At 56.3% G+C, this 22,922-nt stretch carries 13 protein-coding genes, 1 tRNA gene and 1 rRNA gene (1 of these 15 only partly in view); 14 read left to right on the top strand and 1 reads right to left on the bottom strand.

Annotation, left to right across the window (positions count from 1 at the left end):
* A 23S ribosomal RNA gene (locus tag HW273_RS08900) occupies window positions 1–2,393 on the top strand (it extends 488 nt beyond the left edge of the window).
* Between the two features lie 65 nt (window positions 2,394–2,458).
* A tRNA-Asp gene (locus HW273_RS08895) sits at window positions 2,459–2,532 on the top strand.
* Between the two features lie 79 nt (window positions 2,533–2,611).
* On the opposite strand, the gene HW273_RS08890 is transcribed toward HW273_RS08895, so the two are convergent.
* Entirely contained in the window at window positions 2,612–3,718 is a 1,107-nt protein-coding gene (locus tag HW273_RS08890) for an HD-GYP domain-containing protein (protein ID WP_179011647.1), read from the bottom strand.
* A 478-nt stretch (window positions 3,719–4,196) separates the two neighbouring features.
* On the opposite strand from HW273_RS08890, the gene HW273_RS08885 reads away from it, so the two are divergent.
* The 12 genes from HW273_RS08885 to rpoC all read left to right on the top strand — a co-directional run bounded on the left by HW273_RS08885 (window position 4,197) and on the right by rpoC (window position 22,813).
* Entirely contained in the window at window positions 4,197–5,615 is a 1,419-nt protein-coding gene (locus HW273_RS08885; RefSeq protein WP_179011645.1) for an amidophosphoribosyltransferase, read from the top strand.
* A 12-nt stretch (window positions 5,616–5,627) separates the two neighbouring features.
* The gene (locus tag HW273_RS08880) at window positions 5,628–6,887 is read left to right on the top strand and encodes an A/G-specific adenine glycosylase (RefSeq protein WP_179011643.1); all 1,260 of its coding nucleotides are present in this window, start codon (window positions 5,628–5,630) and stop codon (window positions 6,885–6,887) included.
* 126 nt (window positions 6,888–7,013) lie between these two features.
* Window positions 7,014–8,150 carry a MocR-like pyridoxine biosynthesis transcription factor PdxR gene (gene pdxR, locus HW273_RS08875; protein WP_179011641.1) on the top strand — a complete coding sequence of 379 codons (1,137 nt, stop codon included), beginning with the start codon at window positions 7,014–7,016 and terminating at the stop codon, window positions 8,148–8,150.
* 1 nt (window position 8,151) lies between these two features.
* Complete coding sequence (locus HW273_RS08870; RefSeq protein ID WP_179011640.1) at window positions 8,152–8,709, top strand: signal peptidase II; 558 nt, start codon at window positions 8,152–8,154, stop codon at window positions 8,707–8,709.
* Between the two features lie 101 nt (window positions 8,710–8,810).
* Window positions 8,811–10,976, top strand: coding sequence for a protein translocase subunit SecD (gene secD / locus HW273_RS08865; protein ID WP_179011638.1), 2,166 nt, complete (start codon window positions 8,811–8,813; stop codon window positions 10,974–10,976).
* A gap of 129 nt (window positions 10,977–11,105) precedes the next feature.
* Window positions 11,106–12,281, top strand: a complete 1,176-nt coding sequence (gene tgt / locus HW273_RS08860; RefSeq protein WP_179011636.1) for a tRNA guanosine(34) transglycosylase Tgt — start codon at window positions 11,106–11,108, stop codon at window positions 12,279–12,281.
* Window positions 12,282–12,366: 85 nt separating this feature from the next.
* Complete coding sequence (gene yajC, locus HW273_RS08855; RefSeq protein WP_179011634.1) at window positions 12,367–12,639, top strand: preprotein translocase subunit YajC; 273 nt, start codon at window positions 12,367–12,369, stop codon at window positions 12,637–12,639.
* 71 nt (window positions 12,640–12,710) lie between these two features.
* Entirely contained in the window at window positions 12,711–13,790 is a 1,080-nt protein-coding gene (locus tag HW273_RS08850) for a D-alanine--D-alanine ligase family protein (protein ID WP_179011632.1), read from the top strand.
* The gene (locus HW273_RS08845; protein ID WP_179011630.1) at window positions 13,791–14,204 is read left to right on the top strand and encodes a DUF1934 domain-containing protein; all 414 of its coding nucleotides are present in this window, start codon (window positions 13,791–13,793) and stop codon (window positions 14,202–14,204) included.
* Between the two features lie 42 nt (window positions 14,205–14,246).
* Window positions 14,247–14,753: a hypothetical protein gene (locus HW273_RS08840; protein WP_179011628.1), complete on the top strand. Its 507-nt coding sequence runs from the start codon at window positions 14,247–14,249 to the stop codon at window positions 14,751–14,753.
* 408 nt (window positions 14,754–15,161) lie between these two features.
* Window positions 15,162–19,121 carry a DNA-directed RNA polymerase subunit beta gene (rpoB, locus tag HW273_RS08835; RefSeq protein WP_179011626.1) on the top strand — a complete coding sequence of 1,320 codons (3,960 nt, stop codon included), beginning with the start codon at window positions 15,162–15,164 and terminating at the stop codon, window positions 19,119–19,121.
* A 14-nt stretch (window positions 19,122–19,135) separates the two neighbouring features.
* Entirely contained in the window at window positions 19,136–22,813 is a 3,678-nt protein-coding gene (gene rpoC / locus HW273_RS08830; RefSeq protein WP_179011624.1) for a DNA-directed RNA polymerase subunit beta', read from the top strand.
* Window positions 22,814–22,922: the final 109 nt, after the last annotated feature.

The following is a 22,922-nucleotide window of genomic DNA, read 5'->3' as shown; positions in this document are numbered from 1 at the left end:
ACTGTGAAGGAAAGGTGAAAAGAACCGAGGGATCGGAGTGAAAGAGAACCTGAAACCCTATGTTTACAAGCTGTGGAACACCGAAAGGTGAACCGCGTACTTTTTGTAGAACGGTCCGGCGAGTTATATATACTGGCAAGGTTAAGGGCTTAAGGCCTGAAGCCGAAGCGAGAGCAAGTCTTAAGAGGGCGTAAAGTCAGTAGGTATAGACCCGAAACCGGGTGACCTATCCATGTCCAGGATGAAGCTAAAGTAAAATTTGGTGGAGGTCCGAACACACATCCGTTGAAAAGGGTGGTGATGAGGTGTGGATAGCGGAGAAATTCCAATCGAACCCGGAGATAGCTGGTTCTCCTCGAAATAGCTTTAGGGCTAGCCTCGTGGTAAAGTCTTATGCAGGTAGAGCACTGAATTCTTGAGGGGGCGTCAAAGTCTACCAATAGATATCAAACTGCGAATGGCATGAAGATATACACGGGAGTCAGACTGCGGGATATAAATTCCGTAGTCAAAAGGGAAACAGCCCAGATCTACAGCTAAGGTCCCCAAGTGCATGTTAAGTGGTAAAGGATGTGGGATTTCACAGACAACTAGGATGTTGGCTCAGAAGCAGCCACACATTCAAAGAGTGCGTAATAGCTCACTAGTCGAGAGGTCCTGCGCCGAAAATTAACGGGGCTGAAACATGACACCGAAGCTTAGGGATGACGAAAGTCATCGGTAGAGGAGCATTGAAAGCTCACAGAAGCGGTACCGGAAGGAGCCGTGGAGGGCTTTGAAGAGAGAATGCCGGAATGAGTAGCGAGATGGAGGTGGGAATCCTCCAGGCCGAATATCTAAGGTTTCCAGGGTAAAGCTGATCTGCCCTGGGTAAGTCGGGGCCTAAGGCGAGGCTGAGAAGCGTAGCCGATGGACAACTGGTTTAGATTCCAGTACCTTACTGTATCAGAACTGTGGGGACACATGGAGGAGGAGAGAGCCGGGAAAGAAAAGACCGGTGCAAGCGTGGGAGGAGCCAGGCAGGAAAAGCCGTCTGGCAATCCGAGGACGCGATGCGGAGCGAAGAAAAGTAGCGAAGCTCTCAGAGTCCGTGGCGAGAAAAGCCGCTATTGTGTACAGTAAGCCCGTACCGCAAACCGACACAGGCAGATGAGGAGAGAATCCTAAGGCCGGCGGGAGAAGCATTGTTAAGGAACTCGGCAAAATGACCCCGTAACTTCGGGAGAAGGGGCGCCCACGAGAGTGGGCCGCAGAGAAAAGGCTCAAGCAACTGTTTAGCAAAAACACAGGTCTATGCGAAACCGTAAGGTAAAGTATATGGGCTGACGCCTGCCCGGTGCTGGAAGGTTAAGAGGAGAGGTTAGCGAAAGCGAAGCTTTGAATTGAAGCCCCAGTAAACGGCGGCCGTAACTATAACGGTCCTAAGGTAGCGAAATTCCTTGTCGGGTAAGTTCCGACCCGCACGAAAGGCGTAATGATTTGAGCGCTGTCTCAACAATGCACCCGGTGAAATTGAAGTGCCAGTGAAGATGCTGGTTACCCGCGCCAGGACGGAAAGACCCCATGGAGCTTTACTCCAGCTTGACACTGGGATTCGGTAGTGAATGCACAGGATAGGTGGGAGACTAAGAAGGAAGAACTTCGGTTTTTCCGGAGTCGCTGTTGGGATACCACCCTTTTGCTATTGGATTTCTAACCGGGAGCCGTGAACCGGCACCGGGACACTGTCAGGCGGGGAGTTTGACTGGGGCGGTCGCCTCCGAAAGGGTATCGGAGGCGCTCAAAGGTTCCCTCATAATGGTTGGAAACCATTAGAAGAGTGCAAAGGCAGAAGGGAGCCTGACTGCGAGGGTGACGGCCCGAGCAGAGTAGAAATACGGACTTAGTGATCCGGTGGTATGAAAGTGGGATTGCCATCGCTCAACGGATAAAAGCTACCCTGGGGATAACAGGCTGATCTCCCCCAAGAGTTCACATCGACGGGGAGGTTTGGCACCTCGATGTCGGCTCATCGCATCCTGGGGCTGAAGTCGGTCCCAAGGGTTGGGCTGTTCGCCCATTAAAGCGGTACGCGAGCTGGGTTCAGAACGTCGTGAGACAGTTCGGTCCCTATCCGGCGCGGGCGCAGGAGATTTGAGAGGAGCTGTCCTTAGTACGAGAGGACCGGGATGGACTGACCTCTGGTGGACCTGTTGGGAATCAATCCCATAGCAGGGTAGCCAAGTCGGGGAAGGATAAACGCTGAAGGCATCTAAGCGTGAAGCCTGCCTCAAGATGAGATCTCCCATCGAAAGAGTAAGACCCCTTAGAGAGAATGAGGTAGATAGGGCTGAGGTGTAAGTGCTGCAAAGCATTCAGCTGACAGCTACTAATAGGTCGAGGGCTTATCCAATGTGGAGATGTTTCGCTGGATACAGGATGAATATGCAGGTATGTGGTTTTCAAGGCACGAAAATAAGGCCTGGTGGCTCAGTTGGTTAGAGCGCCGCCCTGTCACGGCGGAGGTCGTCGGTTCGAACCCGATCCGGGTCGTAAAGAAAGAGTGCAGTGGTTTCCGTCAGGGAGCTGCCGCACTTTTTTCTATTTTCTAATATCCCGACGGGAATAGGATTCAGAGAATAACAAGATTGGCGAAGCACGGATCCTCCAGCTCATAGACTGTCCCGGAACGGAGACCGAGCACGGTCGGGCGCAGCTTAAAATGCGCTCCCTGTGCGATCACCCGCGCATATTCTCCGTTGCTCAGCTCGACGACGGTATCGACCGGGTAGAGCAGCATGGAATCGATAAAGGCGTTCATGATTTCAACATCCAGCTCCTCATACATGGACATCAGGATTTCGACGCATTCTCGGGGCGTCTTGGCATTTTTGTAGGGACGGCTCGTGGCGAGCGCGTCATAGACGTCTGCGACGCCGAGAATCCGTGAATAGGGGAAGATGTCAGACTGTGAAATTCCGTAGGGATAACCGGTTCCGTTCAGCTTTTCGTGATGCTGGAGCACGGCGACCGCAGAAGCAATCGGTATATCAGGGTTGTCCTTTATCATTTCGAAGCCGTAAAGCGGGTGTTTCTTTATGATTTCGAACTCCTCCGGTGTGAGTCGGGAAGGCTTGTTCAGGATGGAATCCGGAATCCTGATCTTGCCGAGATCATGCAGAAGTCCGGCGGCTCCGAGCTCGTGGAGCTCCCGTGCCGTCATTCCCAGCTTCTTTCCGATTACCATGGAGAGCGTGGCAACATCAACGCTGTGCTTGTAGGTATACTCGTCGGAGACCTTCAGCGCGCTGATGTCCACCAGCATGGATTCATGCTCCTCTACTGCCTGCAGGAGTACGTCTGCGATGCTGCTTGTCGTGGAAGCGAGCTCCCTCGGATCCGGCGTATGATAGATGTTCTGGATGCCGGTGAGGATATGCTCCCGCATACTGTCGGTGAATTCCACTCTGGCAGGATCCGAACGATAGAGCCGCTCTGCCGTTCGTGCCTTAGCGGAATTCGGTCTTGCGCCTGAGGGAGGGGCTTCTCGTTTCTCGCCCTCCTTCTTCGGCTGTGCTCTTCGGATATAGACGACAGTGATGCCCTTTCGGAGCAGACCGTTGATAATGAAGCTGCTGAGGATGGTGCCGGGCTCAAGCAGAGCCCTGCCATACTGATCGAGAATCGGGCTGTCTGTCATCATGCCCGGCTTCAGCGAACGAGTAGCGATCTGCTCCATTTGCTTCATCTCCGTACCCTTTCCATATATTGAATGGAATATGCGCTGAAACGGCATATACTGCATAGACACTGCGCTGCTTTGTTTCCTAGCGCTTCCTGTAGCATCAATAAGAATCTTATGTATCAAATTTTAAATGAATCAATAAGATTCGTCAATATAAAATGAGAATAATTCTTAAAATTTTTGCAATGTAAATGGGAATTCTATCTCCGTGAGCCTGTACAATATGACGAAAGAGACGGAACTCGTGCAGGGATAATTCTTACAGACAGGAGGAAAGTTCTTTTACCATTCGTCCTGTTTTCTGCTATGATAGGAAACGGCGGAGGGGCAATACCGTTCTGTGAAACGTACGAATCCCCGCCGGCGGATTATCGCGGGCATGGAACTGCGGTTATCTGCGCGGCTTCTGCGGTCAATGATCGCAGGCAGGTTAGGAAACGACAGGTGGGAAAGAGCCTGCAAAGGAGATTGCATGGGTGGATTTTTCGGCGTAGCTTCAAAGGAAGATTGTGTGTTTGATCTGTTTTTCGGGACGGATTACCATTCCCACCTGGGAACGCGACGAGGGGGGCTGGCGACCTACTCGCGGGAAACAGGCTTTGATCGTACGATTCACAATATTGAGAATTCTCCGTTTCGTACGAAATTCGAAAAGGAGATCAATGGGATGAGGGGAAATCTGGGGATCGGCTGTATCTCAGACTATGACCCGCAGCCGCTGCTGATCCGTTCTCATCACGGCACCTATGCTCTGACCACTGTGGGCAGAATCAACAATATCGAGGTGCTCCTCAAGCAGGTGTTCCGGGAGAATCGGATGCACTTTTTCGAGATGACCAGCGGCGAAATCAACCAGACGGAGCTGGTCGCGGCGCTCATCAACCAGAAGGATAATCTGATCGAGGGGATTCGCTATGCGCAGGAGCTCGTCGACGGCTCCCTGTCATTGCTCTTACTGACACCGAAATGCGTCTATGCTGCGAGAGATCCGCTAGGGAGAACGCCGGTCGTGATCGGAGAGAAGGAGGAGGGGTACTGTGCGTCCTTCGAGGCATTTGCTTATCTGAATCTCGGGTATCACGATTATAAGGAGCTGGGGCCGGGAGAGATCGTGGCGATGCGTCCGGAGGGGGTCGTGACGCTGCATGCACCGGGAAAGAAAATGAAGATCTGCACCTTTCTCTGGGTTTATTACGGCTACCCCTCCTCGAAGTATGAGGGAGTTTCCGTCGAGGAGATGCGCTATCGCTGCGGAGAAAATATGGCGAAGCGTGATGGCATGACGAGAGAGGAGATCGACATTGTCGCCGGTGTGCCGGATTCCGGTACGGCGCATGCCGTCGGATATGCCAATGCCTCCGGCGTGCCGTTTTCGAGACCCTTCATCAAATACACCCCGACATGGCCGCGTTCCTTCATGCCGCCGACGCAGAAGAAGCGGGATATGATCGCAAGAATGAAGCTGATACCGGTGCATGAGCTGATTAACGGACGCCGCATCCTGCTGATCGACGATTCTATCGTCCGCGGGACGCAGCTTCGGGAAACCACGGAGTATCTCTATGATACCGGCGCGACGGAGGTACACGCCCGCCCGGCGTGTCCGCCGATTCTTTTCGGCTGCAGGTATCTGAATTTTTCCCGCTCTACGGGCGAAATGGAGCTGATTGCCCGCCGTGTTATCGCGGAGGCGGAGGGAGAGAAGGTGGAACGGGTTTTGCTTGAGGACTATGCCGCTCCGGATTCCGATCGTTACCGGAGGATGCTGGAGGGGATCTGCAGGAAGATGAAATTCAGCTCACTGAAATTTAACCGTCTTGACGATATGCTGGATGCCGTCGGGATTGACAGGGAGAAGCTCTGCACCTACTGCTGGGATGGAAGAGAGTAAGATTTGGTGCAGATGAAAAAAACATGTAAAGTGAAACAGGAGCTGATTTTCTCCGATGTGCTGCTTCGCTGGTATCAGGAGAACCGCCGTATCCTGCCGTGGCGGGAGGATCCGACACCTTATCATGTCTGGATCTCGGAGATCATGCTGCAGCAGACGCGGGTGGAGGCGGTGAAGTCCTATTATGCGCGATTCCTCGCGGAGCTGCCTGATATCGCATCCCTTGCCGCATCGGAGGAGGATCATTATCTCAAGCTCTGGGAGGGACTGGGCTATTACAGCCGCGTGCGGAACCTTCACAGAGCGGCGGGGCAGCTTATGGCAGAGCATCAGGGCAGGATGCCGGATACCGCGGAGCAGCTCCTTCGGATTGCCGGCATCGGCCCCTATACTGCGGCGGCGGTCGCATCCATGTCCTTCGGAGAGCGGATTCCGGCGATAGACGGGAATCTGCTGCGCTGCTTTTCCCGTCTCAGCGCTTATTCCGGAAGCCTGCGGGATCGGAGCGGACGGCAGGCGGCATACCGTTTCTTTTTGGACAGAATGCCGCCGGAGAGCCGCGGCGGGATGCCGCGCAGGAATGAGGACGGTATACTGCAGGATGCGCTCTGGAATCCCTGCGGTGCGTTCAATCAGGCAATGATGGATCTCGGCGCGATGATCTGTCTTCCGAACGGACAGCCGAAGTGCGGGGCTTGCCCATTGGCGGTTTTTTGCATCGCGCATCGGCTCGGTCAGGAGGGGGATTTTCCCGTAAAGGAGGAAAAGAAGCCGAGAAGGGTCGAAAAAAGAACGGTCTTTCTGCTCCGGCGGGGAGAGGAAATCGCGCTTCGGAAGCGTCCGGCGCGGGGGCTTCTGGCAGGGCTTTATGAGCTCCCGAATACGGAGGGAACGCTGACGGAGACGGAAGCCCTGCAGTACCTTTCGGGGCTGGGGATCGCTCCGCTCCGCCTGCGGCGGCTCCCCCCGGCAAGGCATATCTTCACGCATAAGGAATGGGATATGAGCGGCTACGAGGTATTCATAGATGAGCTCGCGCCGCTGGGCGCTCCGGGGAAGGGGGAGGTGCGGTGCGAGGACAGTGCGGCATGGGCAGACAGAAAGAAGCAATCACAGGCGATTGCTCTGAACCGCTCAAAGCCGCGTGTCTCCCCTGCTCAAAGATCGGGGGCAGAGGAGACGGCGGGCGGGATTTTCTTCGCCCCGCGCGCGGCAATACGGGAGCGGTATCCCGTTCCCTCCGCCTTTTCCGCATATACGGTATTGTTCTAGGAATGTACCTGGATAAGTCCCCCGTCAAGAGCACGAAGCGATGCGTAAACATCGCAAGAATGATTCGGAGGCTTCTTTATGGTATACTGAAAAAGAGACGGATGAGCATGGGAAAGGAAGGAAACAATGGCAGAGAACCGGGAGGGGCTCCCGCGGTATCTCGAGATCTACCGGCGGCTCCGGCAGGATATCACAGAGGGGCGCTACCGCTTCGGGGAGCGGCTTCCGTCCAAGCGGCTGCTCGCGTCGGAGAATGCTGTCTCCGTTATTACTGTGGAGCACAGCTATGACCTCCTGCTGGAGGAGGGCTATGTCGAATCAAGGGAACGGAGCGGCTATTTCGTCTGTTATCGGGAGGACTTTTCCTTTCCGGTGGCAGAGTACGGCGGAGCTGCCTGCTTCGGGGCGGCAAAGCCGGAGAGCGGATCGGAATGGGATCGTATGGATATGGAGCGTCCGGAGGAGGAAAGCACAGAAAATGCAGAGGGAATCCCATTTACGATCCTCGCGAAGACGATCCGCCGCGTGCTTTCCGAGTACGGGGAACGGATCTGTCTGCGCTCTCCGGGCAACGGCGTGACAGAGCTTCGGGAGGCGATCTCGGAGTATCTCCGCCGCAGCCGCGGCATCAGCGTAGCATCGGAGCAGATCCTGATCGGCGCCGGCGCGGAATATTTGTACGGTCTGCTCGTGCAGATGCTGGGACGGGAGCGGATCTATGGACTGGAGCATCCGTCCTATGAGAAGATCGAGCGGATTTACCGGAGTATGGGCGCGGTCTGCGAAAGGCTCGCGCTGGGAAAGGACGGGATACTTTCGGAGGAGCTGAAGCGGACGAGGGCGGGAGTGCTCCATGTGACACCCTTTAACAGCTTCCCGAGCGGAATCACGGCGAGCGCCTCGAAGCGGAGGGAATACATCCGCTGGGCAGAGTCCAGGGGGGCGCTGCTTGTGGAGGATGATTTCGATTCCGAGTTTTCGATGTCCAGCAAGGCGGAGGACACGCTTTTCTCGCTGGAGCCGGAGCATACGGTGCTGTATATGAACAGCTTCACGAAAACGATCGCGCCCTCTTTCCGAATGGCATATCTGCTGCTCCCGAAGGCACTGCTCAGGGAGCTTCGGGAGCGGATCAATTTTTATTCCTGCACGGTGCCCGTTTTTGAACAGTTCCTGCTGGCGGAGCTGATACGAAACGGGGATTTCGAGCGGCACATCAATCGGGTTCGAAGACGCCGCCGGCAGAGAAGGGAAGGAGAATAGTATGAAATGGAAGCAATGGATACGGACGCTGGCGGCGCTTCGCCTGGTTTTCAGCTGCGCCGGAGAGTTTTCCCGTCTCCTGGGGGGCGCAAGCGTTGTCTTTCTCTGGGATCAGCTCTTCAAGCATTCGATCGATGCGGAGCCGGAAGAGAATTTCCCGCGGGAGCTCCCTCTCGGCAGGGGCAGGGTCGGTATTGTCCGCGCACATAACAGGGGCTTCTCCCAGGGGCGGCTGGAGCACTTTCCGGAGTTTGTGCGCCTCTTCTCTTTCGGACTGACTGCATTTCTGGCAGGGGTCATGCAGGCCTACTGCATGGTATTCCCGCGGAAGCATCGGATCGAGAAGCTGGGCGCTATGCTCCTTCTCGGCGGAGCGATCTCCAATACCTATGACCGCATTGCACACGGCTTCGTGACAGACTACCTGCATATTCGTGTCGGCGCGCTGAAGAAGTCTATTGTGAATCTCGGAGATATCGCCATTACGGGCGGTATGGCGGTCTACCTGCTCGGCACGCTTCTGTCGCTTCTCCGCGGAGAGGATCATGGAGAAGCGTAGGGCTTTCCCTTGTATCCTTTGGACGGCTATGCTAAAATACTATGCGCCTGTGCTTTATGCTCTGAGAGCGGCACAGAATTCAGAGAAAAAGGAAGTATGAGATGAACAGGAAAGTAAAAGGGCTTCTGGGGCTGCTCGTCCTGCTGGCGGTCACCGCAGGCTTCTGCCTGCTCGGCTATCGCGGGGCGAAGGACATCAAGCTGGGCCTCGACCTGAACGGCGGCGTATCCATCACCTATCAGACGGTGGAGGAGAACCCTACCAACGAGCAGATGTCGGATACGGTGTATAAGCTCCAGCTGAAGGCGCAGAGCTATTCCACGGAGGCGCAGGTCTATCAGGAGGGCGCAAACCGGATCAATATCGACATTCCGGGCGTGACGGACGCGAATAAGATTCTCGCCGAGCTCGGGGAGCCGGGCACGCTTCAGTTTATGGACAGCGCGGGAACCGTGCTTCTGACCGGTGACGATGTGAAGAACGCGCAGCCGCGGATGTCGAATGGGAATGGCACGAAGGAGTATTCCATCTCGCTGACCTTTACAGAGGCGGGAGCCGCGAAGTTCGCCTCCGCAACAGAGGCGAATCTCGGCAAGCCGATCTATATCGTATACAACAACCAGCTGGTTTCCGCACCGACTGTACAGGCGGTGATCACCGGAGGCGAGGCGAGCATCACCGGGATTCAGGGCTATGAGGAGGCGACGACGATCGCATCTACAATCCGTATCGGCGCGCTGCCGGTACAGCTCACGGAGCTCCGTTCCAATGTAATCGGAGCGACCCTCGGCCAGGAGGCGATCTCGACCTCCTTAAAGGCTGCGGCGGTCGGTATCGCGTTGGTAATGCTTTTTATGCTGCTGCTATACCGGCTTCCGGGGCTTGCGGCGTCAATTGCGCTGCTGCTCTATATCGGGCTGGAGCTCGTGCTGCTGCAGGCGTTTGAGATCACGCTGACGCTACCGGGGATTGCCGGTATTATCCTCTCTATCGGAATGGCAGTGGATGCGAACGTCATCATCTTCACTCGCATCAAGGAGGAGATCGGTCTCGGCAGCAATGTAGAGGATGCGGTTAAGGCGGGCTACAGTAAGGCGCTCTCCGCGATTCTGGACGGAAATATCACGACCCTGATTGCAGCGGCGGTGCTCTACATAAGAGGCTCCGGCACCGTCAAGGGCTTCGCCTCGACGCTGGCGATCGGTATCGTGATTTCTCTGATTACCGCGCTCTTTGTGACCCGCGGCATCATGAACGCTTTCTTCGCGATGGGCGCGGACAAGCCGCTTTTCTACGGCAGCAAGGGCAAGAGCAGGGTCTTTGACTTCATTGCATTCCGTAAGCTCGCGTATACGATCTCCGCGATCGTTATTCTCGGCGGCTTTGTGTTCATGGGCATGAACCGGCAGAGAATCGGAAGCGTATTCAACTTTGATCTTGATTTTCAGGGCGGTTCCAGCACGAATATCACCTTCAATGAAGATATGCCGATGGCCGCGATCGACAGCGACGTCATTCCGGTCTTCACAGAGGTGACCGGCGGAGATTCCTCCACGCAGGCATCCAAGGTGGCGGGCACCAACGAGGTCATCATTAAGACCCGTACGATGACGACGGAGGAACGGACGGCGCTCTACCAGAAGCTGGTGGACAGGTTCTCGGTGGATGCGGAGAAGATCACGACGGAGAATATCTCCGGTGCGGTTTCCGCGGAAATGAAGAAGGATGCTGTTTGGGCGCTGCTGCTCTCGATGGTATTCATGCTTCTGTATATCTGGATTCGCTTCAAGGATCTCAAGTTTGCAGGGGCGTCCGTCTTTGCCCTTTGCCATGACGTATTGGTGACGGTCGCGTTTTATGCGGCGCTTCGCTGGGCGGTCGGCTCTACCTTCATTGCCTGCATCCTGACAATCGTCGGCTATTCGATCAATGCGACCATCGTCATATTCGATCGGATACGTGAGAATCTTGCGAAGCCGAACGGGCGGAGGGATCTGAAGCTCGCGGTCAATGATGCCGTTTCGACGACACTGACCCGCTCTGTCAATACCTCGCTCACGACCTTTGCAACAGTGCTGATGCTCTATCTCTTCGGCGTGAGCTCCATCCGGGACTTCACGCTCCCGCTGATGGTGGGCATTATTTCCGGAGCATGGTCCTCCGTATTCATTGCGGGGCCGCTCTGGTATGATCTCGTACAGCTTGCCGGGAAAAGAAGCGCCGCAAAAAAGGCGGCGGCGAAGTCCCCGGCGAAGAAAAAGCAGTAAATGTACATGCCGTCCGGAGAACGGGCGGCATGCCTTTTTGACAGGCGGACAGCCTGCCTGAATGCCTGCGCAGCAGGGCAGTGCAGGATCGGATACGGATGCCCCGGGAAGCCTTGACAGGAGAAGAGAATGAAATACGAAATTGTTGCCGAAGCGGGACGGGCGAAGTCGGCGCACATGGAGACGGTGCACGGCAGTATCGAGACGCCGGTCTTCATGAATGTCGGGACGGCAGCGGCGATTAAGGGCGGCGTCTCTACGGATGACCTCTATCAGATCCGGACGCAGGTAGAGCTGTCCAATACCTACCATCTTCATGTGCGGACGGGAGACAGGCTGATCCGCGAGTTCGGCGGGCTGCATCGCTTCATGAACTGGAATCGTCCGATCCTTACGGACTCCGGCGGCTTTCAGGTTTTCAGTCTGGCAGGAACCGGCAGGAAGATCCGGGAAGAGGGCGTGACCTTCCGCTCGCACATCGATGGACAGAGGATTTTCATGGGGCCTGAGGAATCGATGCGGATTCAATCGAATCTGGGCTCGACGATCGCGATGGCGTTCGATGAGTGCCCGCCGGCATTGGCAGATCGGGACTATATCGTTCCCTCCGTCGAGCGGACGACTCGCTGGCTGAGACGCTGCCAGACAGAGCTTCGGCATCTGAACTCGCTTCCGGACACGGTGAACCGGCAGCAGCTGCTCTTCGGCATCAATCAGGGCGGCATACTCGAGGATGTGCGGATCCGCCATGCGGAGGAGATCTCCGCACTGGAGCTGGACGGATATGCGGTCGGCGGACTCGCGGTCGGGGAGTCGCATGAGGAGATGTATCGGATACTGGATGCGGTTGTACCGCATCTTCCGCGAAAAAAGCCCACTTACCTGATGGGGGTCGGGACACCGGCGAACATCATTGAGGCGGTGGATCGCGGTATCGATTTCTTCGACTGCGTCTATCCGTCCCGGAACGGCAGACATGGACATGTCTATACGCACAGCGGGAAGCTGAACCTCTTCAACCAGAAGCATGCGCTCTGGCATGGGCCGATCGAGGAGGGCTGCGGCTGTCCCGCCTGCGCAGGGCTTCGCCGTCCGGACGGAAGCGTCTCCGGCGGCTACTCCAGAGCTTATATCCGTCATCTCCTGAAGGCGAAGGAGATTCTCGGGATGCGTCTCTGCGTACTGCATAACCTCTATTTCTACAATCATCTGATGGAGGAGATCCGCGCGCACATCCGAGATGGGAGCTGGGACAGATGGAAGACGGAGGCGCTTCGCGCGCTCCGTGCAGAGGAGCGGCTGTGATAGGAATATCTTCCGGAAGCACTGGAAATCCGGCGTCTAATGTGATAAACTTCACAAAGTAATCAGACAGATCGAGGAGGGTTCTATGCAGAATATTGGGATTATTGTCGTGTATGTGCTCATGCTGGGGGGATTGTATTTCCTGTTCATGCGCCCGCAGCAGAAGGAGAAGAAGAAGCACGAGGAGATGCTTAGGAGCGTCGCGGTCGGAGATACCGTTCTGACGAGCTCCGGCTTCTATGGGGTAATCATCGATATCACAGAGGATACGGTGATCGTGGAGTTCGGGAGCAATAAGAACTGCCGCATTCCGATGCAGAAGTCTGCGATCGCACAGATTGAGAAGCCAAATGCTTAACTGGGACCGCCTCGAGGCTCTGCTTCGGGGCGCTTCTCATGCTGCCTGAAACCCGGGGGAAAGGTGAGAAAATGAAACAGACGGTGCTGGCGATTTTCGGCGGGAATTCCACAGAACATGAGGTCTCCTGCAGATCCGTGGTGAATATCGTGAAGAATATTGATACAGAGCGCTATGAGATCCTCCTTGTGGGGATCACGAAGGCAGGGGAGTGGCTTCTGGTGAGGAGCCTCTCGGAGATCGAGAGCGGCGTGTGGCTGCATTCGAAGACTCGTGCCTGTCTGCTTCCGGACAGCGGGCTTCGCGCGCTCTGGATCGAGGAGGAGGGCTGCAGCAGATTGCGGCGGATCGACGTGATCTTCCCCGCACTGCACGGCAAGAACGGAGAGGACGGCACGATACAGGGACTCTTCGAGCTTGCCCGAATTCCGTATGTGGGCTGTGGTGTGCTTGCCTCCGCGGTTTCCATGGACAAGCTCTATACCAAGCTTGTCGCGGAGAAGCCGCTCCGGGAGCTCGGCGTGCGGCAGGCGCGCTATGTTTCTGTTGTCGGGGCGGAGATCGAGCAGGAAGAGGAAAATGTCGCGCGGGTGGAGGCGGCGTTTTCCTACCCGGTCTTCGTGAAGCCGAGCAATGCGGGCTCCTCCTGCGGGGTCACGAAGGCGCATGACAGAGAGGAGCTCCGGGAAGCGATTCGGAGGGCGTACCGCGTGGATCGTAAGGTTTTGATCGAGGAAACCATCTATGGAAGAGAGGTGGAGTGCGCGGTTTTCCGCGGACAGGATCTCCGGATCGAGGCGAGCGGGGTCGGAGAGATCAAGGCGGCGGCGGACTTCTATGACTATGACGCGAAGTACAATAACCCACAGTCCGAGACGGATGTACATCCGCTAATGGCAGAGGAGGACAGGGAGAAGATTCGTGAGGCGGCAAAGGCGGTATTTGCGGCGGTAGACGGCTACGGGCTGTCCCGGGTAGACTTCTTCCTGACAGAGGAGGGACCCGTCTTCAATGAGATCAATACGCTTCCGGGCTTCACGGCGATTTCGATGTATCCGATGCTCTGGGAAGCGGAGGGCATTTCGAAGCGGGTGCTCGTACAGAAGCTTCTGGACGCGGCAGTTGGCAGACCGGGCTTCGGGGAGAACTGAATGAAGGCGGAGATCAGACTGCGGACGCTCCAGCGGGTAGACGGGAAGACAGAGGAGCTTGTCCACAGTGCGAGAGGCATCGTTCGGAGAGAGGGCGGGGTGCTGCTTGTGACCTATCTTCTGGACGGTATACATCATGAGATGCGGATTGACAGCGTGAGGGCTTCCGTGAGCGTGGTGCGGAATTGGCAGGAGAAGGGGCAGCTCTTCTATCAGGAGGGACGGAGGCATACGGTGCTTTATGAGACACCGGTGGGAGAGCTGGAGCTCTCCTTTGATACGAAGCGGCTGCTCCTCTTCGTGCCGGAGGAGGAGACGGAGCGCTCTGTGATAGAGCTTCGCTACGAGGTCTTCCAGTACGGAAGCAGCATTATGGACTGTGAACTCAGGATTGAAATTTCTCCTGTAAAATAGTAAGATAAAGCCTATACGAAGAGAGAAAGACGAGGATTTGTTATGTTACTTGCGTTTAACTGGAGCATTGTGGGAACCGTGCTTTTGCTGATTGCCGTCATTCTGCTGATCGTCATGGCAGTGCTCTACTTTCTCGGCAGGAGGATGCAGGGGCAGCAGGCGGAGCAGCAGGCGATGATTGAGGCGAATACAATGGAGGCATCCATTCTCATCATCGACAAGAAGAAAATGAGCATCAAGGATGCGGTTAAGGCAGGGCTTCCGACGCAGGTGCAGGAGAATACCCCGTTTTACCTCCGCTTCTCCAAGCTCCCGATCGTGAAGGCGAAGGTGGGGCCGAGGATGGTTGCAATGATCGCCGATCCGTCTGTGTTTGACCTGCTTCCCTTGAAGAGGGAGGTGAAGGTCGCGGTTTCAGGCCTTTATATCCGCTCGATCAAGTCGGTTCGCGGCGGAACGGTACCGGTACAGCCAAAGAAGAAGGGCTTCTGGGCGGGGCTTCGAGAGAAGGCGCAGGAAGCGGTCAGGAAAGATCAGGCGAAGAAGTAAACAGGTATTATAAAGATATCTGCAAGAGATAAACAGACCCGGAGGGATGGCATTTCGAGACGGAATGCCATCCCTTTTGCAGGATAGTCCGGAAGAAAAGCGCTTGACAGACACTTCCGGAAATGGTAGCATGAAATTTGCTATTTTGGGCTCCTAGGCGTATTGTGCCCTTTTTTGGGGAAAGAGGGGGCTCTTTAAAATAGGTGCAGCATGGAAATTGGTTCGTAAACCCACATGTGATGAATCACATTATACTGGATGGGTCTCGTCAAATGTCCGGACACCTGTGCAGGTAAGCTTGCCTCGCGTTCGTCCACTTGACAGGGATTTATACAGTGAATTTCGTGGCTTTTTATGAATCCTAGGCATACGGACGGGTGACCGTCCCATAGCAGGGGTGAACAGTCAATGAAAAAAAGCAAAATGCGTCCGGTGAAGGCCGGGAAGAACGTCAGGATGTCGTTTTCGGAGCGGAAAGAAGTTCTGGAGATGCCAAATCTGATTGAGATTCAGAAGGATTCCTATGATTGGTTCCTGAAGGAGGGGCTCAAGGAGGCGTTTGACGATATTTCTCCGATTCAAGACTTTGCAGGCCACATGAGCCTCGAGTTCGTGAATTTCAGACTGTGTGAGGATGAAAAGAAGTACACCATCGAAGAGTGTAAGGAGAGGGATGCGACCTATTCCGCGCCGCTTAAGGTGAAGGTACGACTCATCAACAAGGATAAGGATGAGATCAATGAGCATGAGATCTTCATGGGTGATCTCCCGCTGATGACGGATACCGGCTCCTTCGTCGTGAATGGAGCGGAGCGCGTCATTGTTTCACAGCTCGTTCGTTCCCCCGGCATTTACTATGGCGTAGACCATGATAAAATCGGTAAGGAGCTCTATTCCGCGACCGTCATTCCGAACCGTGGTGCGTGGATCGAGTACGAAACCGATTCCAATGATGTGTTTTTCGTAAGAGTCGACAGAACCCGCAAGGTTCCTGTGTCGGTGTTTATTCGTGCGCTTGGCGTCGGCTCCAATGCGGAGATTATCGACCTTTTCGGAGAGGAGCCGAAGCTGCTCGCTTCCTTCGAGAAGGATTCCTCCGATAACTATCAGGACGGGCTGCTGGAGCTCTACAAGAAGATCCGCCCGGGCGAGCCACTTTCCGTAGATTCCGCCGAGTCCCTCCTGCATTCAATGTTCTTCGATCCGCGGAGATATGACCTCGCGAAGGTGGGACGTTATAAATTCAATAAGAAGCTTCATTTCAAGAACCGGATCAAAGGGCATACGCTGGCAGAGGATGTCGTCAATGAGAGCACCGGCGAGCTGATCGCGGAGGCAGGAGAGGTCGTCAGCTATGAGAAGGCGGTGGAGATTCAGGATGCCGGCGTACCGTTTGTATACCTTGACGGTGCGGAGCGCAGCGAGAAGGTGCTTTCCAATCTGCAGGTAGATGCCGCGAAGTGGCTGCCGGAGGGCTGGGATCTTGCGGAGCTTGGTATTCATGAGCTGGTTTTCTATCCGGAGCTCCGGAGGATTCTCGACGAGAATGAGGGCGCCTCGGAGGATGAGCTGAAGAGCGTGATCAGGAAGAGCATTTCCGCATTGATTCCAAAGCATATCACGAGAGAGGATATCTTCGCTTCCATCAACTACTGCATGCACATCGAGCAGGAGATCGGGCAGGCGGACGACATTGACCATCTGGGCAACCGCCGTATCCGTGCGGTCGGAGAGCTGCTGCAGAACCAGTACCGTATCGGGCTTTCCCGTATGGAGAGAGTGGTGCGGGAGAGGATGTCCACACAGGATATCGAGGAGATCACGCCGCAGTCTCTGATCAATATCAAGCCGGTGACCGCTTCGGTGAAGGAGTTCTTCGGCTCCTCCCAGCTGTCGCAGTTCATGGATCAGAACAATCCTCTCTCCGAGCTGACGCATAAGAGAAGACTTTCCGCACTGGGGCCGGGCGGACTCTCCAGAGACCGTGCCGGATTCGAGGTGCGCGATGTACATTATACGCACTACGGCAGGATGTGCCCGGTAGAGACGCCGGAGGGCCCGAACATCGGACTGATCAATTCCCTTGCGTCCTACGCGCGCATCAACGAGTACGGCTTCATCGAGGCGCCGTATCGTTTGGTGGACAAGCGCGATGCAGCGAACCCGGTCGTCACCGATCAGGTGGTCTACATTGCGGCGGACGAGGAGGACAATTATGTGGTCGCGCAGGCGAACGAGCCGCTGGATGACGAGGGGCATTTCCTGAACAACAGCGTCACCGGCCGTTTCCGCGAGGAGACCGCTTCTTTCCCGCGGGCAAGCATCGATATGATGGATGTGTCTCCGCGGATGGTCTTCTCCGTGGCGACCTCCATGATCCCCTTCCTGCAAAACGACGACGCGAACCGTGCGCTGATGGGCTCCAACATGCAGAGACAGGCGGTGCCGCTTCTGACCACAGAGGCGGCAGTGGTGGATACCGGCATCGCGGCGAAGGCGGCGGTGGATTCCGGCGCCTGCGTGACGGCGAAAAATGCCGGAGAGGTCATCCTTTCCGCTTCCAATAAGATCGTCATCCGGAGAGATAAGGACGGCGTGCTGGACGAATACAGGCTGATGAAGTTCATGCGTTCCAACCCGTCAAACTGCTACAATCAGAAGCCGATCGTCTTTGCCCATGATCATGTGGAGGCAGGTGATGTGATTGCGGACGGGCCGTCTACCAGCAACGGAGAAATCGCGCTCGGCAAGAATCCGCTGATCGGCTTTATGACATGGGAGGGCTATAACTACGAGGATGCCGTGCTGCTCTCCGAGCGTCTCGTGCAGAATGATGTATATACCTCGGTGCATATCGAGGAGTATGAGTGCGAGGCGAGAGACACGAAGCTCGGACCGGAGGAGATCACCTCTGACGTGCCGGGCGTCGGCGACGACGCACTGAAGAACCTCGACGAGAGAGGCATCATCCGGATCGGCGCGGAGGTACGCGCCGGCGATATCCTCGTCGGCAAGGTGACGCCGAAGGGAGAGACGGAGCTGACTGCCGAGGAACGGCTGCTCCGCGCGATTTTCGGCGAGAAGGCGCGTGAGGTCAGGGATACCTCTCTGAAGGTGCCGCACGGCGCATACGGGACTGTCATTAACACGATGGTATTCACGAGGGAAAATTCTGACGAGCTGTCTCCGGGCGTTTCCGAGTCCGTGAGAATTTACATCGCCCAGAAGAGAAAGATCGGTGTCGGCGACAAGATGGCGGGGCGCCATGGAAACAAGGGTGTCGTTTCCCGCGTGCTGCCGGTCGAGGATATGCCGTATCTTCCGAACGGCCGTCCGCTCGATATCGTGCTGAACCCGCTCGGTGTGCCGTCCCGAATGAACATCGGGCAGGTACTGGAGCTGCATCTCTCGCTTGCCTCCCGCGCGCTCGGCATTGACGTATCCACGCCGATCTTCGACGGAGCAGATGAGAATGATATCCAGCAGACCCTGATCCTTGCCAATGATTATGTGAATCTTTCCTGGGAGGAATTCTCCGCGAAGCACAAAGAGGAGCTGAGCCCGGAGGTTTACGACTATCTCGGCGCGCACCTCGAGCACAGAGAAGAGTGGAGGGGTGTGCCGATCGGTGCCGACGGCAAGGTACAGCTCCGCGACGGGCGTACCGGCGAGAACTTCGACAGCCCGACCGCGATCGGCTTCATGCATTATCTGAAGCTGCACCATCTGGTAGACGATAAGATCCATGCGCGTTCCACAGGCCCGTATTCTCTCGTGACGCAGCAGCCGCTCGGCGGCAAGGCGCAGTTCGGCGGACAGCGTTTCGGAGAGATGGAGGTCTGGGCGCTGGAGGCGTATGGCGCAGCCTATACGCTGCAGGAGATCCTGACCATGAAGTCCGATGATGTGGCGGGCAGAGTCAAGACCTACGAGGCGATCATCAAGGGACAGAATATCCCGGCGCCGGGCGTGCCGGAGTCCTTCAAGGTGCTCCTGAAGGAGATGCAGGCGCTCTGTCTCGATATGCGTGTGCTTGACGAGAATCAGAATGAGGTGGAGATCACAGAGGATCTCTATGATGCAAATCAGGATATGCACAGGCTGCTTTCCGGCGGAGAAAACCGCTATGAGCGCAAGGAGGATTATGGCTCCTACGGCTATACGCAGCAGGAATTCAAGGGCGGAGAGCTGGTGGATTCCGATGACGGAGAGTCTGCGGAAGAGCCGGATGAGGCGCTTTCGGAGGAGCTCGACGAGGAGCTTTCGGAGGCGCTTCCGGAGGACGAGTTCGAGGATGAGGAGCTTTTCGACACTTCCGCACTTCTTGAGGGCGACGCGGCGGACGACTACGATAATGACGAAAATTGACATAGGAGGATTAGATGGCACAACTTGAGAATGTAAATGAGCCTGTTCAGTTCGATTCCATCAAGATTGGCTTGGCCTCACCGGAAAAGATTATGGAGTGGTCCTTCGGCGAGGTGAAGAAGCCGGAGACCATCAACTACAGGACGCTGAAGCCGGAGAAGGACGGCCTTTTCTGCGAGCGGATCTTCGGGCCGGTGAAGGACTGGGAGTGCCACTGCGGCAAGTACAAGAAGATCCGCTACAAGGGCGTGATCTGTGACCGCTGTGGAGTAGAGGTCACGAAATCCTCCGTTCGGCGTGAGAGAATGGGACACATCGCTCTCGCTGCGCCGGTATCCCATATCTGGTACTTCAAAGGAATCCCGTCCCGGATGGGACTGATCCTCGACATCAGCCCGCGTACGCTGGAGCGCGTGCTCTATTTCGCCTCCTATGTGGTGCTGGATGCGAAGGACACGGGACTCAGCTACAAGCAGGTGCTCTCCGAGAAGGAATACCGGGACGCCGTGGAGCAGTACGGCTACGGCACTTTCCGTGCCGGTATGGGTGCGGAGGCGGTACTGGAGCTGCTTCGGGCTATCGATCTGGAGAAGGAGTACAGGGAGCTCCGCACCGAGCTGGATGAGTCCTCGGGACAGAAGAGAACCCGTATTGTCAAGCGGCTCGAGGTAGTCGAGGCGTTCCGTTCCTCCGGCAACCGTCCGGAGTGGATGATTCTCACGAATCTCCCGGTCATTCCGCCGGATCTTCGTCCGATGGTGCAGCTGGACGGCGGCCGCTTCGCGACCTCGGATCTGAATGACCTTTACCGCCGCATTATCAACAGAAACAACCGTCTGGCACGGCTCCTCGAACTCGGTGCGCCGGAGATCATCGTCCGGAATGAGAAGAGAATGCTGCAGGAGGCGGTAGATGCCCTGATCGACAATGGAAGGCGCGGACGCCCGGTCACCGGACCGGGGAACAGGGCGCTGAAGTCCCTTTCCGACATGCTGAAGGGAAAGCAGGGACGTTTCCGTCAGAACCTGCTCGGCAAGCGGGTAGACTATTCCGGACGTTCCGTTATCGTCGTAGGTCCGGAGCTGAAGATTTATCAGTGCGGCGTGCCGAAGGAGATGGCGATCGAGCTTTTCAAGCCCTTCGTAATGAAGGAGCTCGTCGCGACCGGTAAGGCGCACAATATCAAGAACGCCAAGAAAATGGTGGAGCGTCTCGATCCGCAGGTCTGGGATATCCTTGAGGATGTGATCAAGGAGCATCCGGTCATGCTGAACCGTGCTCCCACGCTGCACAGACTCGGTATTCAGGCGTTTGAACCGATCCTCGTAGAGGGTAAGGCGATCAAGCTGCATCCGCTCGTATGCGCCGCCTTCAATGCGGATTTCGACGGGGATCAGATGGCGATCCATCTTCCGCTGACGCAGGAGGCACAGGCAGAGTGCCGCTTCATGCTGCTCTCTCCGAACAACCTTCTGAAGCCGTCGGACGGAGGCGTGGTTGCCGTTCCGTCGCAGGATATGGTGCTGGGCGTATACTACCTTACGCAGGATCGAGACGGCGACCGCGGAGAGGGGATGAGCTTCCGCTCGATCAACGAGGCAATCCTTGCCTATGAGAACGGCTTTGTGACGCTGCATGCGAAGGTCAAGTGCCGCGTGGAGCGCAGCATCTGCTGTGAGGATGGAACGGTGGAGCATAGGGAGGGACTCGTGGAAACGACGGTCGGGAGACTGCTTTTCAATGAGATCATCCCGCAGGATCTCGGCTTCGTGGACAGATCGGTTCCGGGCAATGCACTGCTCCCGGAGATTAACTTCCTCGTGAAGAAGAAGAATCTGAAGCAGATCCTTGAGAGGGTCATGGATGTACACGGTGCGACGCAAACGGCGCTGACGCTGGATGATATCAAGGCGATCGGCTACAAGTATTCCACCAAGGCGGCGATGACCGTATCCATCAACGATATGACGGTGCCGGAGAGCAAGCAGACACTCCTGCAGGAGGCGCAGAACACTGTGGACAAGATCGCACGGAACTTCCGGAGAGGTCTGATCACGGAGGAGGAGCGCTACAAGGAGGTCATCGAGACCTGGAAGGATACCGACGAGCAGCTGACGCAGGATCTTCTGAATGGGCTCGATAAATACAATAACATTTACATGATGGCGGATTCCGGGGCGCGAGGCTCCGACAAGCAGATCAAGCAGCTTGCGGGAATGCGCGGACTCATGGCGGATACGACGGGGCGTACCATCGAACTCCCGATCAAGTCCAATTTCCGTGAGGGGCTGGACGTGCTGGAGTACTTTATTTCTGCACACGGCGCGCGGAAGGGAATGTCCGATACGGCGCTGCGTACCGCCGATTCCGGATATCTGACCAGACGTCTCGTGGATGTCACGCAGGATCTGATCGTCCGCGATCTGGACTGCGCGGCGGAGCGGGATACGATCCCTTCTCTGGAGATCACGGAGCTCTCTGACGGACAGGAGAAGATCGAGTCCCTCGAGGAGAGAATCACGGGACGCTATCTCGCCGAGACCGTTACGGATCCGGATACCGGAGCCATCGTCATCAAGGCGGATCACATGGTGACGCCGAAGAGAGCGCCGAAGATTATCGCGGCGCTGAACAAGGCGGGCAAGAAATCCGTCCGCATCAGGAGCGTGCTGACCTGCCGTTCCAAGAACGGGATCTGCGCGAAGTGCTACGGTGCAAACCTCGCGACCGGGCAGCCGGTACAGGTCGGAGAGGCTGTCGGCATCATCGCGGCACAGTCCATCGGTGAGCCGGGCACGCAGCTGACCATGCGTACCTTCCACTCCGGCGGCGTAGCGGGCGGAGATATCACGCAGGGTCTCCCGCGAGTAGAGGAGCTGTTCGAGGCGAGGAGACCGAAGGGACTTGCGATCCTGACCGAGATTTCCGGCACTGTGAAGATTGAGAGCAAGGAGAACAAGCGCGAGGTTATCGTGACCGACAATGAGAACCAGCAGTCCAAGACCTACCTGATTCCCTACGGCAGCCGCCTGAAGGTACAGGACGGACAGCTGCTCGAGGCGGGCGATGTCCTGACCGAGGGCTCCATCAATCCGCATGACCTCCTGAAGGTAAAGGGGGTCAAGGCGGTGCAGGAGTACATGATCTCCGAGGTGCAGCGCGTGTATCGTCTGCAGGGCGTAGAGATCAACGATAAGCATATCGAGATGATCGTACACCAGATGATGAAGAAGGAGCGGATCAACGAAGCGAATGACTCTGACTTCATTCCGGGGACTGCGGTAGACCGTCTGGAATTCGAGGATGAGAATGAGCGGCTCGTGAAGGAGGGCAAGACGCCGGCAGAGGGCACCAGAACCATGCTCGGCATCACCAAGGCGTCCCTCGCCACCGACTCCTTCATGTCCGCCGCCTCCTTCCAGGAGACGACCAAGGTGCTGACCGAGGCGGCGATCAACGGCAAGGTGGATCACCTCGTCGGCCTCAAGGAGAATGTCATCATCGGTAAGCTGATCCCGGCGGGAACCGGCATGCGGAGATACCGGAACATCAAGCTCTCGACGGACACGGCAGAGCTTTTGGACAGCGGCGAGCTCCTCACGGCGGATGAAGCATTCGATGTCGATGCCGAGTCTGTGGAGAACACGGCGGAGGCGGAGAAGCTGGAGAGAGAGCTTCAAAATGAGCTCTGAGCGCGGCAGTGCTTCGAAGAAACAGATTGACAAGATACAGGGGATGAGATATATTATTTGGGCGTGCGATTTTCGCACGCCTTTCTTCGTGAAGAGGAAGCGGAGAAAA

The organism is Oribacterium sp. oral taxon 102 (assembly GCF_013394775.1).
Classification (GTDB): domain Bacteria; phylum Bacillota; class Clostridia; order Lachnospirales; family Lachnospiraceae; genus Oribacterium.
The sequence above is the reverse complement of the archived record's forward strand: the minus strand, read 5'-3'. Positions and strand labels throughout refer to the sequence as shown.

Excerpts from the sequence above, each read along its gene's own strand:
- HW273_RS08890 (WP_179011647.1), bottom strand. The coding sequence starts at position 3,718 with ATGGAGCAGATCGCTACTCGTTCGCTGAAGCCGGGCATGATGACAGAC.
- HW273_RS08885 (WP_179011645.1), top strand. The coding sequence starts at position 4,197 with ATGGGTGGATTTTTCGGCGTAGCTTCAAAGGAAGATTGTGTGTTTGAT.
- HW273_RS08880 (WP_179011643.1), top strand. The coding sequence starts at position 5,628 with ATGAAAAAAACATGTAAAGTGAAACAGGAGCTGATTTTCTCCGATGTG.
- pdxR (WP_179011641.1), top strand. The coding sequence starts at position 7,014 with ATGGCAGAGAACCGGGAGGGGCTCCCGCGGTATCTCGAGATCTACCGG.
- HW273_RS08870 (WP_179011640.1), top strand. The coding sequence starts at position 8,152 with ATGAAATGGAAGCAATGGATACGGACGCTGGCGGCGCTTCGCCTGGTT.
- secD (WP_179011638.1), top strand. The coding sequence starts at position 8,811 with ATGAACAGGAAAGTAAAAGGGCTTCTGGGGCTGCTCGTCCTGCTGGCG.
- tgt (WP_179011636.1), top strand. The coding sequence starts at position 11,106 with ATGAAATACGAAATTGTTGCCGAAGCGGGACGGGCGAAGTCGGCGCAC.
- yajC (WP_179011634.1), top strand. The coding sequence starts at position 12,367 with ATGCAGAATATTGGGATTATTGTCGTGTATGTGCTCATGCTGGGGGGA.
- HW273_RS08850 (WP_179011632.1), top strand. The coding sequence starts at position 12,711 with ATGAAACAGACGGTGCTGGCGATTTTCGGCGGGAATTCCACAGAACAT.
- HW273_RS08845 (WP_179011630.1), top strand. The coding sequence starts at position 13,791 with ATGAAGGCGGAGATCAGACTGCGGACGCTCCAGCGGGTAGACGGGAAG.
- HW273_RS08840 (WP_179011628.1), top strand. The coding sequence starts at position 14,247 with ATGTTACTTGCGTTTAACTGGAGCATTGTGGGAACCGTGCTTTTGCTG.
- rpoB (WP_179011626.1), top strand. The coding sequence starts at position 15,162 with ATGAAAAAAAGCAAAATGCGTCCGGTGAAGGCCGGGAAGAACGTCAGG.
- rpoC (WP_179011624.1), top strand. The coding sequence starts at position 19,136 with ATGGCACAACTTGAGAATGTAAATGAGCCTGTTCAGTTCGATTCCATC.